Origin of the sequence: Pseudoduganella dura, assembly GCF_009727155.1 — a bacterium.
In the GTDB taxonomy this organism is placed as follows: Bacteria; Pseudomonadota; Gammaproteobacteria; order Burkholderiales; family Burkholderiaceae_D; genus Rugamonas; species Rugamonas dura.
The window spans coordinates 1,054,669-1,068,531 of record NZ_WNWM01000002.1 but is presented as its reverse complement, the minus strand read 5'-3'; the positions used below and the strand labels follow the sequence as shown (position 1 = coordinate 1,068,531).

Sequence of the window (13,863 nt, the reverse complement as noted above, 5' to 3'; positions counted from 1 at the left end):
CGGCGCGCCTGCCGATGGGTTACCACAGCTTTTGCCCGGAATGCTCCAGTTCCGTCAGGTACAGCCGCACGTCGAACTCGTACTGGTGGTACTGCGGTTCCATGTACGAGCACAGTTTGTAGAACGCCTTGTCGTGCTGCTTTTCCTTCACGTGCGCCAGTTCGTGCACGGCGATCATGCGCAGGAATTCGATCGGGCAGTCGCGGAACATGGTGGCGACGCGGATCTCGTGCTTGGCCTTGAGCTTGCCGCCCTGGATGCGGGAAATCGATGTGTGCAGCCCGAGCGCATGGTTGATCACGTGGATCTTGCTGTCGAACAGCACCTTGTCGATCGGCGCGGCGTTGCGCAGGAACTCGTCGCGCAGATCCTGCACATAGCCGTACAGCGCCCGGTCGTTGCGCACGTCGTGGGCGTTCGGATAACGTTTCTTCAGCACTTCGCCGAGGCGGTTCTGGTTCAGCAGGGCTTGCACCTGGTGGCGCGTGTCGTCGGAGTACGCGCCGAGGTATTTCAGTGGGGCTGTCATGGCGGCGAGACTGTACCACAGCCTTGCAAATCAGTATGATGGCACGATGGGCACCCATGTCAACTCCGTGGGATTGCTGGTCCGCGCCGACCCCGCACTGTTATTCAGCTATCCCGACCATATCCCCCGTGACTGCATCGACGTCTTGCCGCAGCACCCGGGCATCTATATCTTCCGCGACGAAGCCGCCACGCCGATCTATATCGGCAAGAGCGTCAATATCCGGCACCGCGTGATGTCGCACCTGCGCACGCCCGACGAGGCGCAGATGCTGGCGCGCACGCGCCGCATCGACTTCGAGCGCACCGGCGGCGAACTGGGCGCGCTGCTGCGCGAGGCGATGCTGATCCGCGAGCACCAGCCCGTGTTCAACGTCAAGCTGCGCCGCCAGCGCGAGATCTGCTCGATCGCGATCCGCGAACACCGGCCGGACATCGTGTTCGCGAAAGAAGTCGACTTCGGCCGCACCGATGGCCTGTTCGGCCTGTTCGGCACGAGGAAGGCGGCGCAGGAGACGCTGAAGAACCTGGTGCAGGCTTCGAAGCTGTGCCCGGTGATGACGGGGCTGGAGAAGGGTAGCCCGGGCCGGCCGTGCTTCGCGCGCCAGATCGCCCGCTGCCATGGCGCCTGCACCGGCGAGGAAAGCGCCGCCGACCATGCGGGGCGGTTGCAGGCGGCGCTCGGGCACATGCTGGTCAGGCGCTGGCCCTACGACGGCCCGGTCGCGATCGTCGAAGAGTCGGACGGGCTGCGGCAAAGGCAGCTGGTCGAGAACTGGTGCTACCTCGGCACCGGCAAGCTGAAGAAGAAGCGCCCCGCGGCCCGCTTCGACCTGGTGGTGTACCAGATACTTGCGCGGCGGCTGCTGGCGGGCGAGCTGAAGGTCGAGACACTATAGCCGCAGCGTGAGCCCGGCTGGCTGTCCGGGCATATAATCACCGCTATATAATCGTGTATATTGCGCTTTTCGCTCATCGAGGGTTTTCATGCGCAAGAACGTGCTGTTCGCCACTGCCCTGGCAACCTCCCTGGCCGTGCTGCCGCCGCTGGCCGGCGCGGCCGATCTCACCGTTTCCGCCGCCGCCAGCCTCACCAACGCGTTCAGGGAACTGGCGCAGTCGTTCGAGGCCGCGCACCCCGGCGACAAGGTGCTGCTGAACTTCGCCGCGTCCGATGCGCTGGTGCAGCAGATCGCCAAGGGCGCGCCGGTGGACGTGTTCGCCTCCGCCGACCAGGAAGCGATGGACAAGGCGCAGGCCCTGAAGCTGGTCGCGCCCGGCACGCGCCGCGATTTCGCCAGCAATACCGTGGTACTGGTCGTTCCGGTCGGCGGCAGGATCGCGTCGCTGGCCGACCTGAAGACGGCGGGGCGCCTCACCACCGGCAACCCCGCCAGCGTGCCGATCGGCCGCTACACGGAAGAGGCGCTGACGAAGGCGGGCCTGTGGCAGGCGCTGCAGCCGAAATTCGTGTTCGGCACGTCGGTGCGCCAGAGCCTCGACTACGTGGCGCGCGGCGAAGCCGATGCCGGTTTTCTCTACGCCACCGACGTGATGGCGCAAAAGGACAAGGTAAAGGCCGTGCTGACGCTGCCGACCGCCACGCCGGTGCATTACCCGATCGCGGTTATCGCCAATGCGCAGCAGCCCCGGCTGGCGCGGCAATTCACCGATTACGCGGTATCGGCCGCCGGCCAGGCGATCCTGGCGAAGTACGGCTTCGGCAAGCCCTGATGGGCGATGCGTGGATCGCCCTCGGCCTGTCGCTGAAGGTGGCGCTGTGGGCCACGGCGATCGACCTAATGCTGGGCATCGCCCTGGGCTGGGTGCTGGCGCGCAAGCGCTTTCCCGGCCGCGAGCTGCTCGATGCGCTGCTGACGCTGCCGATGGTGATGCCGCCCACGGTGCTCGGCTATTACCTGCTGGTCGTCATCGGGCGCAACGGCCCGCTGGGCGGCTGGCTGCACGACGCGTTCGGCATCAACCTCATCTTCACGTGGCAGGCGGCCGTGATCGCCGCCGCCGTGGTGGCCTTTCCGCTGGTGCTCAAGGGGGCCCGCTCCGCGTTCGAGACGGTGGACCCGCAGCTGGAACAGGCCGCGCGCGTGCTCGGCGTATCCGGCCCGGGCGTGTTCCTGCGCGTGACGCTGCCGCTGGCGTGGCGCGGCGTGCTGGCCGGCACCCTGCTGGCGTTCGCCCGCTCGATGGGCGAATTCGGCGCCACGCTGATGGTGGCAGGCAGCATTCCCGGCAAGACGCAGACACTGTCGATCGCCGTCTACGAAGCCGTGCAGGCGGGGCAGGACGACACCGCCAACCTGCTGGTCGCCGTCACGTCGGTCACCTGCGTGGCCGTGCTGGTGCTGGCCAGCCGGCTGGCACCGCCGCGCAAGGCATTGCCATGATCCGCCTGGACATCGACACCACGCTGCGCGCCGGCGCGCGCGCGTTCCGGCTCAATGCCCGCTTTGCGTCCAACAGCCAGCGGATCGTCATCTATGGCGCGTCCGGCGCCGGCAAGAGCCAGATGCTGAAGGCGGTGGCAGGGCTGGCGCGGCCCGATGCCGGCTACATCGAACTGGCCGGCAGGGTCTTGTTCGACAGCGTCAACGGCATCGACGTGTCGCCGCAGCGGCGCAACGTGGGTTACCTGTTCCAGGATTACGCGCTGTTCCCGCACCTGAACGTGCGGCAGAACATCGCCTTCGGCCTGCGCCGGGGCCTGTTCAATCCGCCGCGCAAGGTGGACGGCGAAGCGATCGCCTACTGGCTCGACGCGTTCGGGCTGGAAGCGGTGGCCCGGCAGGTGCCGGACCAGCTTTCCGGCGGCCAGCGGCAGCGGGTGGCGCTGGCGCGCGCGCTGATCGCCGAGCCGGCCGCGCTGCTGCTGGACGAGCCGTTCGCCGCGCTCGATCCGGCATTGCGCGTGCGCATGCGCGCCGAGCTGGACGCGCTGCAGCGCCGCCTCGATATTCCGATGCTGATGATCACGCACGATCCCGAAGATGCCGTCGCGTTCGGCGGTCATGTATTGACGATGGCCGACGGCGCCATCGTGGAGGAGGCACCATGAGCGAGGTGGAGAAAAGCGGGCCGCTGGAACTGGAGGGCAAGCTGTGGCTGACCAGCGGCGGCCGGCACCTGGGCGGGCCGGACCGCATCGCGCTGCTGGCCGCGATCGCCGCGCACGGTTCGATCACGCAGGCGGCCAAGGCCGTGGGCATGAGCTACAAGGGGGCGTGGGACGCGGTGGAAACGATGAACAACCTGGCCGGCGCGCCACTGGTCGAACGGCTGGCCGGCGGCAGGGGCGGCGGCGGCACGCGGCTCACCGAACCTGGCACGCGGCTGGTGGCGCAGTTCCGCCGGCTGGAAGAACTGCACCGCCGCTTCATCGAACAACTGGGCCGGCAGCCGGTCGGCGAGGACATTGACGATATCAACCTGCTGCAGGTGCTCAACATGAAGACCAGTGCGCGCAACCAGTTCCTGGGCACCGTGGAAACCGTCACGCGCGGCGCCGTCAACGACGAAGTCGTGCTGCGCATTGTCGGCGGGCAGCGCATCGTGGCGGTGGTCACGCACGAGAGCGCCGAAAGCCTCGGGCTGGCGCCGGGCGCGCAGGCGTTCGCGCTGGTCAAGGCATCGTCGGTGATCGTCGCGGTGGCGGTGGAAGGGGCGCGCCTGTCGGCGCGCAACCAGCTGGCCGGCACCATCGCGCGGGTCGTGCCCGGGGCGGTGAATGCGGAGGTGACGATCGCGCTGCCGGGCGGCGGCACGATCGCGGCCACCGTCACGCTGGACAGCGCGGAAGTGCTGGAACTGGCCGCCGGCATGCCGGCGACCGCGCTGTTCAAGGCATCGAGCGTGATCGTGGGTATGCCTGGGTGATGCAGGAAGGTACCGCAGGAAGCTCATGCGGGAAGGTAATGCGGGAAGATGATGCCGGGCGTGGAGCCAGCTCCACGCCCGCGGAACAGTGCCGCCGCGGGCGGCGGCACTGCATGGGGGGGGTCAGGCGGTGCGGGTGGATTCGAACAGGAACCAGATGCGCTGCTCGGCTTCGTCGATCCAGTTTTCCAGCACGCTGGCGGTAGCGATGTCGTTGTCCTTGTCGCATACCTCGTGGACTTCGCGCATCGACTTCACGAGCGCCTGGTTATCGTTGCGCAGCTCGTCGAGCATCGCGATCGCATCGACGAACGGTTCGTCGTTGTCCTTGATGCGTTGCAGTTCCGAGATGTGCTTGATGGAACGGATGGTGGTGCCGCCCAGCTTGCGCACGCGTTCGGCGATCGGGTCCAGCATCGCGTAGATCGCGGTAGCCTGCTCGTCGAGCAGCAGGTGATACGAGCGGAAATGCGGGCCGCTCACGTGCCAGTGGAAATTCTTGCATTTGATGTACAGCGCAAAGGTGTCCGCCAGCAGTGCGTTCAACCCTTCAGCCACGTCCTTGCGGGCTTTATTGCCGAGGTCGGTCGGGGTTTTCAGTGCGTCCGGTTGTGCTTGGTCGTTCATGTCTGCCTCTTCTGAATTTGGAAATTCATTGTATCGCAGACAACGAAATCGCGTGATGAACCGTGCGGGCGGGGTACGCTCCCGCCTAAAGGGAGAGATGCTGCGCGAATCGGGGGAATGGCGACAAAAAGCAGCAGGAAAGCGGAAATATGCCTGAAAAGTGCGGACAACCCGCGGCGGGTGCAGAAGATATGCGGAGATGTTGCGGCGCAGTTGCAGGAAATGAAGGAAAAATCGCAGAAGGAAAGCGAAAAAAAAGCGGGTCACTTCCAGGTCGTTCCCGGATCGGTGCCAAGTCGACGCGAACGCTTGCGACAGGAAAACAGGAAAACAGGAAAACAGGAAAACAGGAAAACAGGAAAACAGGAAAACAGGGGAACCGGAAACCGGCGGACCCGGGACCGGTACCCCGGCCCGCCGTGAAGTGAAGGCATCGGCGCGATGCCGGGGCCGATCAGCGTTTTTCTTCCTTGGCACCCTGCCGCGCGAGACGGCTCGCGGACTGGCGGCTTTCACCGCCCTTGCGGCCAATTTCAGCCATATGCTCGCGATCCCGGCTCACCGCTTCGCCACCTTTCTGGCCCGCGCGCCGCGCTTCCTCGGAATCGAATTCGTGCGCGGTGCCTTTCTGGTGGGCTGCCTGGCCCCCCTTGCTGGCAATCATCCGTTGGGTGGCTTCGTCCATTGCGGCGAAGCCTCGTTTGCTCGTGCTTTTCCCCGCAGCCGGTGCGTCCGCCCGCTGGCTGTTTCCCTTGCCCGCTTCGGATCGCTGTTCGGTTCTTGCCTCGGTTCTGACATCGCTTCGTGAATCGCCATGATTTGTAGCCATGTTTCACCTCTCTCTCTGGGATCGAATTTGCATCGACGAATTTGGTTTATTGATCGATCGGATTCAGATTCCGGGCCGGGGCCCGGGCCACGAAGCGGCAAGGTCGGCCGCTTCGTGTGGTTAGAGGAGGAGTTCGTCGTGTAAGTTCCGGCGATCGATCAGGAATCGGCCTTGCCGATGGCGGAACGTTCGCCGACCGCTTCACGCGTGCCGCTGCGCAACGGGCGGGCGCCCATGTCGTGTTCCAGTTGCTCCTTGCGGTCGGCCAGCTGTTCGCACAGCGCCGCCAGGTCGGCATCGCCCTGGCGCGCCATCGGGAACATGGCCTGTTCCTCTTCCTGCACATGGTGCTCGATCGCCTTGCGCAGCATCGCCACGGTGCTGTCGAGATCCGGATCGTCGCCCGACATGCCCTGGATATGGGCGATCAGCTCCTTCGCCTCGGCGTGTTCCTGGATGGCTTCCTGCACCATCTTCGCATCGCCGGTTTCGGTGCGCACGGCGGGGTAGAAGATTTCTTCCTCGATGGCCGTGTGGATTTCCAGTTCCATACAGAGCTGCAAGGCCAGGTCGGCCTTCAGGCTGATGTCGCCGATGTTCTGCAGGCGCTCGTATTCGCGGAACAGTTGCTTGACCTTGTCGTGGTCGGCTATGAGCAGGGCAACGGCGTCCTTTGCCTGGGCATTCCGGGTGCGCGGCATGTCGACGGCGGGGTGGTTGGCGGCGCTCGGCATGGGGACGGGATCCTTGCCGTCTCGGGGGGTATCGGTGGTCATGGGTGGCTCTCCTGATGTTCGGTCGAACGCTGGTTGAGGATACCGCGCAGGGCCGCGCGGCGGCTGCCTGTTACCTGGAATCGAGTATAGGCCGCCTGGCGCAATACGGGCGCGCCCTTGCCATATTGGTATGCTCTGCCGTTCGTGCGACAATAGCCTCTTGCGCCGCCGTATCCGGGCCGGCCTTTCAGCAGCTGCGCAGCCAAAAACCTCGCGGTCGGGCTATCCACCAGACTTTGCCACCAGACTTCGCCACCAGATTTTCATCAACAACTTCGCAGCCAAACCTTTCAGTCCAATTTTCAACCATGCATCCCGAATACATCCTCACGCTTTCCTGCCCGGACCAGCGCGGCATCGTGCACCGCGTATCCGGCTTCCTTGCCGAGCACGGCTGCAACATCATCGATTCCGCCCAGTTCGGCGACCAGGAAACGCGCCGCTTCTTCATGCGCGTGCATTTCGCCGCCGAGGATGCGGCGGTGGGCGACACGGAGCTGCGCACCGGCTTTGCCGAGCTGGCCGCGCATTCCGATGATGCATTGCGCCTGGAATGGAACCTCTACGACGCGCACCGCAAGCCGCGCGTGCTGCTGATGGTGTCGAAGATCGGCCATTGCCTGAACGACCTGCTGTTCCGCTACAAGAGCGGGCTGCTGCCGGTCGAGATCCCGGCCATCGTGTCGAACCACATGGATTTCTACCAGCTGGCCGCCAGCTACAACATCCCGTTCCACCACCTGCCGCTGGCGGCCGGTGCGCCGGAGTCGGCCAAGCTGGCGCAGGAAGCCCGCATCCTCGACCTGGTGGACTCGCACGAGATCGACCTGGTGGTGCTGGCGCGCTACATGCAGATCCTGTCGCCCACGCTGTGCACGAGGCTGCGCGGCAAGGCCATCAATATCCACCATTCCTTCCTGCCGAGCTTCAAGGGCGCCCGGCCGTATGCGCAGGCGCACAAGCGCGGCGTGAAGCTGATCGGCGCCACCGCGCACTTCGTCACGGGCGACCTGGACGAAGGCCCGATCATCGAGCAGGATGTGGAACGCGTCGACCATTCGATGGAAGCGGAAACGCTGTCCGCGATCGGCCGCGACGTGGAATGCGTGGTGCTGGCGCGCGCCGTCAAGTGGTTCGTCGAGCACCGCGTGCTGCAGAACGGCGACCGTACCGTCATTTTCAAGTAGTCAACCTCACGTCACCCTAGATCGTTTCAATGGCACTCAAGGCAACAATTTATAAGGCGGAACTGTCGATCGCCGACATGGACCGCAATTACTACGGCAACCACACGCTCACGCTGGCGCGCCACCCGTCCGAAACGGACGAACGCATGATGGTGCGCCTGCTGGCGTTCGCGATCCACGCCAACGAAGGGCTCAGCTTCACCAAGGGCATGTTCGACGTGGAAGAGCCGGACCTGTGGCAGAAGGACCTGACCGATGCGATCGAGCTGTGGATCGAAGTGGGCCAGCCGGAAGAGCGCCGCATCCTGAAGGGCGCCGGCCGCGCCGAACACGTGATCGTCTACTGCTACAGCACGGCCAGCCCGATCTGGTGGAAGAACATCGCCAACAAGATCGAGCGCGCCAAGAACGTGTCCGTCGTCAACCTGCCGGCCGAAACCACGGCGGCGCTGGAAAAGATGGCGCAGCGGAACATGCAGCTGCAATGCACGATCCAGGATGGCCAGATCTGGCTGACCGACGGCACCGACACGGTGCTGGTCGAGCGCGAGGTGTGGAAGGCCGAGCGCCAGATGAAGTGATCGCGCTGCGGCAAGCCCACGGCTGGAAGCGCCGTCGGAAATGCCCCAGTCAGAATTCCCGCAGCCGGCATTCCCGGAGTCAGAATGCCCGCAGTGGGAAATCCCGGTACGCGGCATTGCGCACGTCGCGCGGGAATGCGCCCGCCATTCCCTCGAACGCGGTGTTGGTGAGCTGCACCACGGCCAGGTCCGCCACCGGATCGAAGAACCAGCTGTGCCCATACGCGCCGCCCCACTGCAGCGTGCCGGCCGACTGCGGCGAGTGCGCTTCCTTCGGGTGCCCCAGCACCGCGCCGAGATAGCCGAAGCCCCAGCCGGGGCCCTGCGTCATTGCGCCGGTGCCGGTGCGGTCCACTTCGGCCGCGCGCAGGATCGCGCGGTTCGACGTGCGCAGGCTCAACAGGAAACGCATGAAATCGTCCGCCGTGCCGGCCATGCCGGAACCGCCGGACGGGTAGGATGCCGCGTCGAGAATGCGCCCCGGCGCGAAGTGCGCGGCACCTTCGATGAACGGCACCGCTTCCTCGCTGCCCATGCGCACCGGCGCGGCCGGCTTGGCATCGCGGTAGGGCACTGCCAGCCGGCTGTCGTCGACGACGTGGAAGGCGGTATCGCGCATCCGCAAGGGGCCCGTCACTTCGCGCTGCACGACCAGCGGCAGAGCCATGCCGGCCGCTTTTTCCAGCACCGCGCCCAGCACGTCCGTCGCCACCGAATAGCGCCAGCCGGTGCCGGGCGGGTAGGCCAGCGGCGCGGAAGCGATGCGGGCCAGGTTTTCGTCGAGCGACAGGCCCGGCTGGTCCAGGCCGTCCGACACGCGTGCCCGGCGATAGGGGCCGTCCGCCGTTTCGAGGAACCCGTACGACAGGCCGGCCGTGTGCGTCAGCAGGTGCTGCAGCGTGATTGCCGGCGCGATGCCGTCGGGCAGGCGCGGGCGGAACGCCGGCAGCCAGTCCGTGACGGGCGCGGCGAGGTCGATCGTTTCATCGTCGGCCAGTTTCAGGGCGGCGGTCGCCACCAGCGGCTTGGTGAACGATGCCAGCCGGAACACCGCATCGCCCCGCATCGGCACGCCGTGCTCGCGGTCCGCGCTGCCCGCCGCGCGGCGGTAGACGATCTCGCCGTCGCGCGCGACCAGCACCACCGCGCCGACGATGCGCTGGCGGGCCAGTGCGCTGTCGATGACCTTGTCGAGATGTGAACCTGGCTGCATGACGGACCCTCGCTTGTACAGCCCGCCATCTTAACGGCGAACGCGCGCGCCTGCAGCGGCAAGCTATAATTCCCGGCATGAACCCATCGTGCAAACGGCTGCTGCAGGTCTGGCTCGCGTGCTGCGCGATCCTGATGAACGCGCTCGCGCCGGCCGTGTCGCATGCGCTCGGCCTGGAGCGCGGCCAGCAGCACACATGGGAAATCTGCCTGAACGACGGCACCCGGCTGGCCGGCTTCGGCGAACTCGACGAGGCCACGTTCCTGGTGCTGACGGACCGCGCGCGGCCCGTGCCTGCCAAGTCCATGCAGGAGCAAATGCGCGGGCAGGGTGACGAAACGATGTCGATGGCTGACTGCGGCTACTGCCTGCCGCATGCCGGCGCGCTGGGGCTGCCGCCGCCGGCCAGCCTCACGGTGCCGCCCGCCGCGGCCATGCCGGAACGGCCTTACCTGTACTACCACGCGCCGCGGCCGCTGCAGGCCTGGGCCGGCGCACGACCGCGGGGGCCTCCCGCCGTCTCCTGATTTTCAGTTGCGCAGTCCTTCAACCATTTCAGGAGTCACCATGAAACACCTCATTTTCGCCGCCTTCCTGGCAGCCACCGCCGTTGCAGCGCAGGCCCAAACCCAGGCCCGGACCCAGGGGCAGGCCCAGGTCGCCGTCACCGATGCGTGGGCCCGCGCCACCGTTCCCGCCGCCAAGGCTTCCGGCGCGTTCATGCAAATCGAATCGAAAACCGCCGCGCGCCTGGTCGGCGTCAGCAGCCCGGTCGCCACGGCCGAGCTGCACCAGATGTCGATGCAGGGCGACCGCATGGCCATGGCCCATGTCGACACGATCGACCTGCCGGCCGGCAAGGCCGTGCCGCTCGCCCCGGGCGGCTACCACGTGATGCTGATGGGGCTCAAGCGCCAGCTGAAGGAAGGCGAGACCGTGCCGCTCACCCTGGTCGTCGAGCACAAGGACGGCAAGCGCGAGAACGTCGACGTGCAGCTGCAGGTCCGGCCCCTCACCTACGCTCCCGCCCGGCACTAGGAGGCCCCATGATCCAACCCGCGAAACGACCGCTGGCAGCGATGCTGGCGGCGCTGGGCCTGTGCGCGCAGGCGCAAGGCCATGGGCAGAGCGAGACGCAGAAGCAGAGCGAAGAGCCGGGGCAGGTAAGCGATGTGGTAACGATCCACGGCGGCCGGCCCACGTCGCTGCCCACGCAGATCCCGACCACGATCGAGGGCATCACGGCCGCGCAGATCGCCGAGCGCATCAACGCGTTCGATGCCGAGGATGCGCTGAAATATTTTCCCAGCCTGAACGTGCGCAAGCGCTACATCGGCGACTATGACCACGCGGTGCTGGCCAGCCGCGCCTCCGGCACCGGCAACAGCGCGCGCTCGCTGGTTTACGCGGACGGCATCCTGCTGTCGAACCTGCTGGGCAACGGCGCCACGTACACGCCGCGCTGGGGCCTCGTCACGCCGGAGGAAATCGAGCGCGTCGACGTGCTGTATGGCCCGTTCTCGGCCGCGTATCCCGGCAACTCGGTGGGTGCCGTCGTCGATTTCCAGACGCGCATGCCGGCGAAACTGGAGGGCCACATGCGGCTGGCGGGCTTTGCGCAGCGCTTCGCCGAATACGGCACCCGCGACAGCTTCTACGGCAAGCAGGGCAGCGCCGCGCTGGGCGACCGGCACGGCGCGCTGTCGTGGTGGCTGCACCTGTCGCGGCAGGACAGCGACGGCCAGCCGATCGGCTTCGCCAACAGGCTGGTATCGAGCGGCGTGGCGGGTGCCGGCAGCGTGCCGGTTACCGGCGCCGTCGCCGGCCGCAATCCGTCCAACCGCGAGTGGCTGATCCTCGGCGCGAACAACCAGGTGCACACGGTGCAGGACCATGCCAAGGTCAAGCTGGCGTATGACTTCTCGCCGGTACTGCGCGCCAGCTACACGCTGGGCTGGTGGCGCAACGATGCCGACCGCCGCAGCGATTCGTACCTGCGCGACGCGGCCGGCAATCGCGTCACGGGCGGCAACATCGATGTCGACGGCCGCCGCTATACGCTGCTCGCTTCCGACTTCGCGCCGCAGCGGGGCGACCTGGAACACCTGATGCAAGGCCTGTCGATCAAGCGCCATGCGAAGGACACGTTCGACTGGGAGATAGCCGCCAGCAAGTACGACTACCGCAAGGACCTGGTGCGCGTGCCCACCGTGGTGCTGGCCGATCAGGATGCCACGGGGCAGGGCAACGTGACCGACATGGCCGGCAGCGGCTGGCAGACGCTGGCGCTGAAGGGCATCTGGCGGCCGGACGCCGCGCACACGGTCGACCTGGGCGTGCAGCGCGACGGCGCGCAGCTGCGCACGCGGGTGTTCTCGACGCCGGACTGGCTGGCCGCCGCCGATGGCCGGCACGTGTCGACCTTCAACGGCAACACGCGGCTCACCAGCGTGTATGCGCAGGACACGTGGCGCATCGACGAACAGTGGAAGGCCACGCTGGGCGCGCGCTGGGAACGCTGGCAGGCCCATGGCGGCGAGGTGGCGAACGCCACCAGCGGCCCGCTGCGTTTTGGCGAGCGGCGCGAGGATGGCTGGTCGCCGAAGGCCGCGCTGGCATGGCGCATGACCGACGAATGGACGCTGAAGGCCTCGGCGGGCCGCGCGATCCGCAACCCCACCGCGGCCGAACTGTTCCAGGGCTCGATCGTCGACGGCCGCATCGTCAATACCGACCCGGATCTGCGCGCCGAACGCTCGTGGACGGAGGAGCTGACGGCCGAGCGCCTGCTGCCCCAGGGCAGCCTGCGCGCGACGCTGTTCCACGAGAGCACGCGCGACGCGCTGTATTCGCAGCCGTTGACACCCACCGTGTCGACGGTGCAGAACGTGGGGCGCATCCGCACCACCGGCCTGGAACTGGCGCGGCAGGCCGACGACGTGCTGGTGGCCGGCCTGTCGGTCAATTCCAGCCTCACGTTCGCGGATTCGCGCATCCGCGAAAACGCGGCGTTGCCGGCATCGGTGGGCAAGCGGCAGCCGCGGGTGCCTCGCTGGCGGGCCACCGCGCAGGCCACCTGGCGCGCCACCGAAAAGCTGAGCGCCAGCGCCGGCCTGCGCTACAGCGGCACGCAGTACGGCACGCTGGACAACAGCGACCCGAACGGCTTTGCGTACATGGGGGTGTCGCGCTACCTGGTGGCCGACGCGCGGGTGCGTTACCGCTTCGACGATCACTGGTCCGGCGCGCTGGGTGTCGACAACCTGGGCAACGAGAAGTACTGGGCATTCCACCCGTACACCCAGCGCACGCTGGTGGCCGAGCTGAAGTTCGATCTGTGATCTCCAGCCGGTGAGATGACAGGCCCGGCGGATTTGCGCCTGCCGGGCCTGGCAAAGGGGTAGGCCTGGCAGCCGCTTATCTTGCGGAAGCGCCCAGGCGCTGCACGGTGCCGGAACCGGCTACCGCCTTGGTCAGTTGCGCATCGCCGTAATAGCCCACGTTGCCGGAGCCGGTGATGTTGGCGGTAATCGTGCTGCGCGCCGTCAGCAGCGACTGGCCGGAACCGCTCACGCTCACGGTGGCATGCTGCACGTTCAGGCGGGTGGTATCGGCCTTGCCCGAGCCGGCGATCGAGATCGCGGCGCGTGCCGCCTCGCCGGCCGCTTCCACCTTGCCGCTGCCGGCCACTTCCACGTCGATCGATTTCGCTTCGATGCCGTCGATATCGAGCGCGCCGGAGCCGGCCACTTCGAGCGTGAGCTTGTCGGCGCGAATGCGGGTCGCCTGCAGCGTGCCGGAACCGGCCACGCCCAGGTTGTCCACGTTGCGGGCCCGCACCACGATCTTCAGCCGGCGGCCATCGATCTGCATGTTCTTCTTCACGGGGCGGATGACCAGCATGCCGTTGCGCACCGCCGTTTCGACGAGGGGCAGGATGTTGTCGTCGCCTTCGATCGTCAGCGTATCGTCGCCGCCGATGACGACCTCGACCTGTGCGCCCACCGACAGCTCCACGCCGTGGAACGGCCCCGGCTGGCGCGCCTGCGACACGATCCTGCCGCTGCCCTGCACACGCTCGCCGGCACCCAGCCACGCCAGCGAATCGGCCGCCGCCGCCGAACTGGCGGCCCCGCCCGCGGCCAGCACGGCGGCGAGCAGGGCAGTGCCGACCAGGGCGAGGATATGGGTTTTCATGGCTGTCTCCGTCAATGCTGTGTCGATGACCCCA

17 protein-coding genes are annotated in these 13,863 nt (G+C 66.9%); 11 read left to right on the top strand and 6 right to left on the bottom strand.

Annotated elements, in window-relative coordinates:
- Nucleotides 1–19: 19 nt before the first annotated feature.
- A complete protein-coding gene (locus GJV26_RS04835; protein WP_155707840.1) occupies nt 20–529 on the bottom strand; it encodes a YgjP-like metallopeptidase domain-containing protein in 510 nt (169 codons plus the stop codon).
- A 46-nt stretch (nt 530–575) separates the two neighbouring features.
- Between GJV26_RS04835 and GJV26_RS04830 the strand changes: the two genes are divergently transcribed.
- The 5 genes from GJV26_RS04830 (at nt 576) to GJV26_RS04810 (ending at nt 4,419) form a co-directional block, all read left to right on the top strand.
- Nucleotides 576–1,427 (top strand): endonuclease, encoded by an 852-nt coding sequence (locus GJV26_RS04830; RefSeq protein WP_155707839.1) that lies wholly within the window; start codon nt 576–578, stop codon nt 1,425–1,427.
- 88 nt (nt 1,428–1,515) lie between these two features.
- Nucleotides 1,516–2,262: a molybdate ABC transporter substrate-binding protein gene (modA, locus tag GJV26_RS04825; protein ID WP_155707838.1), complete on the top strand. Its 747-nt coding sequence runs from the start codon at nt 1,516–1,518 to the stop codon at nt 2,260–2,262.
- Nucleotides 2,262–2,933, top strand: coding sequence for a molybdate ABC transporter permease subunit (gene modB / locus GJV26_RS04820; protein WP_155707837.1), 672 nt, complete (start codon nt 2,262–2,264; stop codon nt 2,931–2,933). Before modA ends, modB begins: the two co-directional genes overlap by 1 nt.
- Nucleotides 2,930–3,601 carry an ATP-binding cassette domain-containing protein gene (locus tag GJV26_RS04815; RefSeq protein WP_155707836.1) on the top strand — a complete coding sequence of 224 codons (672 nt, stop codon included), beginning with the start codon at nt 2,930–2,932 and terminating at the stop codon, nt 3,599–3,601. Before modB ends, GJV26_RS04815 begins: the two co-directional genes overlap by 4 nt.
- Complete coding sequence (locus GJV26_RS04810; protein WP_155707835.1) at nt 3,598–4,419, top strand: TOBE domain-containing protein; 822 nt, start codon at nt 3,598–3,600, stop codon at nt 4,417–4,419. The genes GJV26_RS04815 and GJV26_RS04810 overlap by 4 nt, the downstream gene beginning before the upstream one ends.
- Nucleotides 4,420–4,542: 123 nt before the next feature.
- Here GJV26_RS04810 and GJV26_RS04805 read toward each other — a convergent pair whose 3' ends face one another.
- On the bottom strand, nt 4,543–5,046 hold the full coding sequence (locus GJV26_RS04805; RefSeq protein WP_155707834.1) for a Dps family protein: 504 nt from the start codon (nt 5,044–5,046) through the stop codon (nt 4,543–4,545).
- A 117-nt stretch (nt 5,047–5,163) separates the two neighbouring features.
- Between GJV26_RS04805 and GJV26_RS04800 the strand changes: the two genes are divergently transcribed.
- On the top strand, nt 5,164–5,469 hold the full coding sequence (locus GJV26_RS04800) for a hypothetical protein (protein WP_155707833.1): 306 nt from the start codon (nt 5,164–5,166) through the stop codon (nt 5,467–5,469).
- 31 nt (nt 5,470–5,500) lie between these two features.
- Here GJV26_RS04800 and GJV26_RS29870 read toward each other — a convergent pair whose 3' ends face one another.
- Complete coding sequence (locus tag GJV26_RS29870) at nt 5,501–5,875, bottom strand: KGG domain-containing protein (RefSeq protein WP_216643108.1); 375 nt, start codon at nt 5,873–5,875, stop codon at nt 5,501–5,503.
- A gap of 158 nt (nt 5,876–6,033) precedes the next feature.
- Nucleotides 6,034–6,651 (bottom strand): hemerythrin domain-containing protein, encoded by a 618-nt coding sequence (locus GJV26_RS04790; protein WP_229419173.1) that lies wholly within the window; start codon nt 6,649–6,651, stop codon nt 6,034–6,036.
- 308 nt (nt 6,652–6,959) lie between these two features.
- On the opposite strand from GJV26_RS04790, the gene purU reads away from it, so the two are divergent.
- Nucleotides 6,960–7,838 (top strand): formyltetrahydrofolate deformylase, encoded by an 879-nt coding sequence (gene purU / locus GJV26_RS04785; RefSeq protein WP_155707832.1) that lies wholly within the window; start codon nt 6,960–6,962, stop codon nt 7,836–7,838.
- A gap of 29 nt (nt 7,839–7,867) precedes the next feature.
- On the top strand, nt 7,868–8,419 hold the full coding sequence (locus GJV26_RS04780) for a YaeQ family protein (RefSeq protein WP_155707831.1): 552 nt from the start codon (nt 7,868–7,870) through the stop codon (nt 8,417–8,419).
- A gap of 79 nt (nt 8,420–8,498) precedes the next feature.
- On the opposite strand, the gene GJV26_RS04775 is transcribed toward GJV26_RS04780, so the two are convergent.
- Complete coding sequence (locus tag GJV26_RS04775; protein ID WP_155707830.1) at nt 8,499–9,632, bottom strand: serine hydrolase domain-containing protein; 1,134 nt, start codon at nt 9,630–9,632, stop codon at nt 8,499–8,501.
- Between the two features lie 77 nt (nt 9,633–9,709).
- Between GJV26_RS04775 and GJV26_RS04770 the strand changes: the two genes are divergently transcribed.
- From GJV26_RS04770 to GJV26_RS04760, 3 genes are read left to right on the top strand one after another with little or no spacing between them, the layout of a single operon-like run.
- Nucleotides 9,710–10,159: a DUF2946 domain-containing protein gene (locus GJV26_RS04770; RefSeq protein ID WP_155707829.1), complete on the top strand. Its 450-nt coding sequence runs from the start codon at nt 9,710–9,712 to the stop codon at nt 10,157–10,159.
- A gap of 40 nt (nt 10,160–10,199) precedes the next feature.
- A complete protein-coding gene (locus tag GJV26_RS04765) occupies nt 10,200–10,670 on the top strand; it encodes a copper chaperone PCu(A)C (protein ID WP_155707828.1) in 471 nt (156 codons plus the stop codon).
- A gap of 8 nt (nt 10,671–10,678) precedes the next feature.
- A complete protein-coding gene (locus GJV26_RS04760) occupies nt 10,679–12,973 on the top strand; it encodes a TonB-dependent receptor (protein WP_229419172.1) in 2,295 nt (764 codons plus the stop codon).
- Nucleotides 12,974–13,049: 76 nt separating this feature from the next.
- On the opposite strand, the gene GJV26_RS04755 is transcribed toward GJV26_RS04760, so the two are convergent.
- A complete protein-coding gene (locus tag GJV26_RS04755) occupies nt 13,050–13,829 on the bottom strand; it encodes a head GIN domain-containing protein (RefSeq protein WP_173346151.1) in 780 nt (259 codons plus the stop codon).
- Nucleotides 13,830–13,863: the final 34 nt, after the last annotated feature.

What these genes read in the sequence shown, in the direction of transcription:
- GJV26_RS04835 (WP_155707840.1), bottom strand. Translation starts at nt 529, where the DNA reads ATGACAGCCCCACTGAAATACCTCGGCGCGTACTCCGACGACACGCGC.
- GJV26_RS04830 (WP_155707839.1), top strand. Translation starts at nt 576, where the DNA reads ATGGGCACCCATGTCAACTCCGTGGGATTGCTGGTCCGCGCCGACCCC.
- modA (WP_155707838.1), top strand. Translation starts at nt 1,516, where the DNA reads ATGCGCAAGAACGTGCTGTTCGCCACTGCCCTGGCAACCTCCCTGGCC.
- modB (WP_155707837.1), top strand. Translation starts at nt 2,262, where the DNA reads ATGGGCGATGCGTGGATCGCCCTCGGCCTGTCGCTGAAGGTGGCGCTG.
- GJV26_RS04815 (WP_155707836.1), top strand. Translation starts at nt 2,930, where the DNA reads ATGATCCGCCTGGACATCGACACCACGCTGCGCGCCGGCGCGCGCGCG.
- GJV26_RS04810 (WP_155707835.1), top strand. Translation starts at nt 3,598, where the DNA reads ATGAGCGAGGTGGAGAAAAGCGGGCCGCTGGAACTGGAGGGCAAGCTG.
- GJV26_RS04805 (WP_155707834.1), bottom strand. Translation starts at nt 5,046, where the DNA reads ATGAACGACCAAGCACAACCGGACGCACTGAAAACCCCGACCGACCTC.
- GJV26_RS04800 (WP_155707833.1), top strand. Translation starts at nt 5,164, where the DNA reads ATGGCGACAAAAAGCAGCAGGAAAGCGGAAATATGCCTGAAAAGTGCG.
- GJV26_RS29870 (WP_216643108.1), bottom strand. Translation starts at nt 5,875, where the DNA reads ATGGCTACAAATCATGGCGATTCACGAAGCGATGTCAGAACCGAGGCA.
- GJV26_RS04790 (WP_229419173.1), bottom strand. Translation starts at nt 6,651, where the DNA reads ATGACCACCGATACCCCCCGAGACGGCAAGGATCCCGTCCCCATGCCG.
- purU (WP_155707832.1), top strand. Translation starts at nt 6,960, where the DNA reads ATGCATCCCGAATACATCCTCACGCTTTCCTGCCCGGACCAGCGCGGC.
- GJV26_RS04780 (WP_155707831.1), top strand. Translation starts at nt 7,868, where the DNA reads ATGGCACTCAAGGCAACAATTTATAAGGCGGAACTGTCGATCGCCGAC.
- GJV26_RS04775 (WP_155707830.1), bottom strand. Translation starts at nt 9,632, where the DNA reads ATGCAGCCAGGTTCACATCTCGACAAGGTCATCGACAGCGCACTGGCC.
- GJV26_RS04770 (WP_155707829.1), top strand. Translation starts at nt 9,710, where the DNA reads ATGAACCCATCGTGCAAACGGCTGCTGCAGGTCTGGCTCGCGTGCTGC.
- GJV26_RS04765 (WP_155707828.1), top strand. Translation starts at nt 10,200, where the DNA reads ATGAAACACCTCATTTTCGCCGCCTTCCTGGCAGCCACCGCCGTTGCA.
- GJV26_RS04760 (WP_229419172.1), top strand. Translation starts at nt 10,679, where the DNA reads ATGATCCAACCCGCGAAACGACCGCTGGCAGCGATGCTGGCGGCGCTG.
- GJV26_RS04755 (WP_173346151.1), bottom strand. Translation starts at nt 13,829, where the DNA reads ATGAAAACCCATATCCTCGCCCTGGTCGGCACTGCCCTGCTCGCCGCC.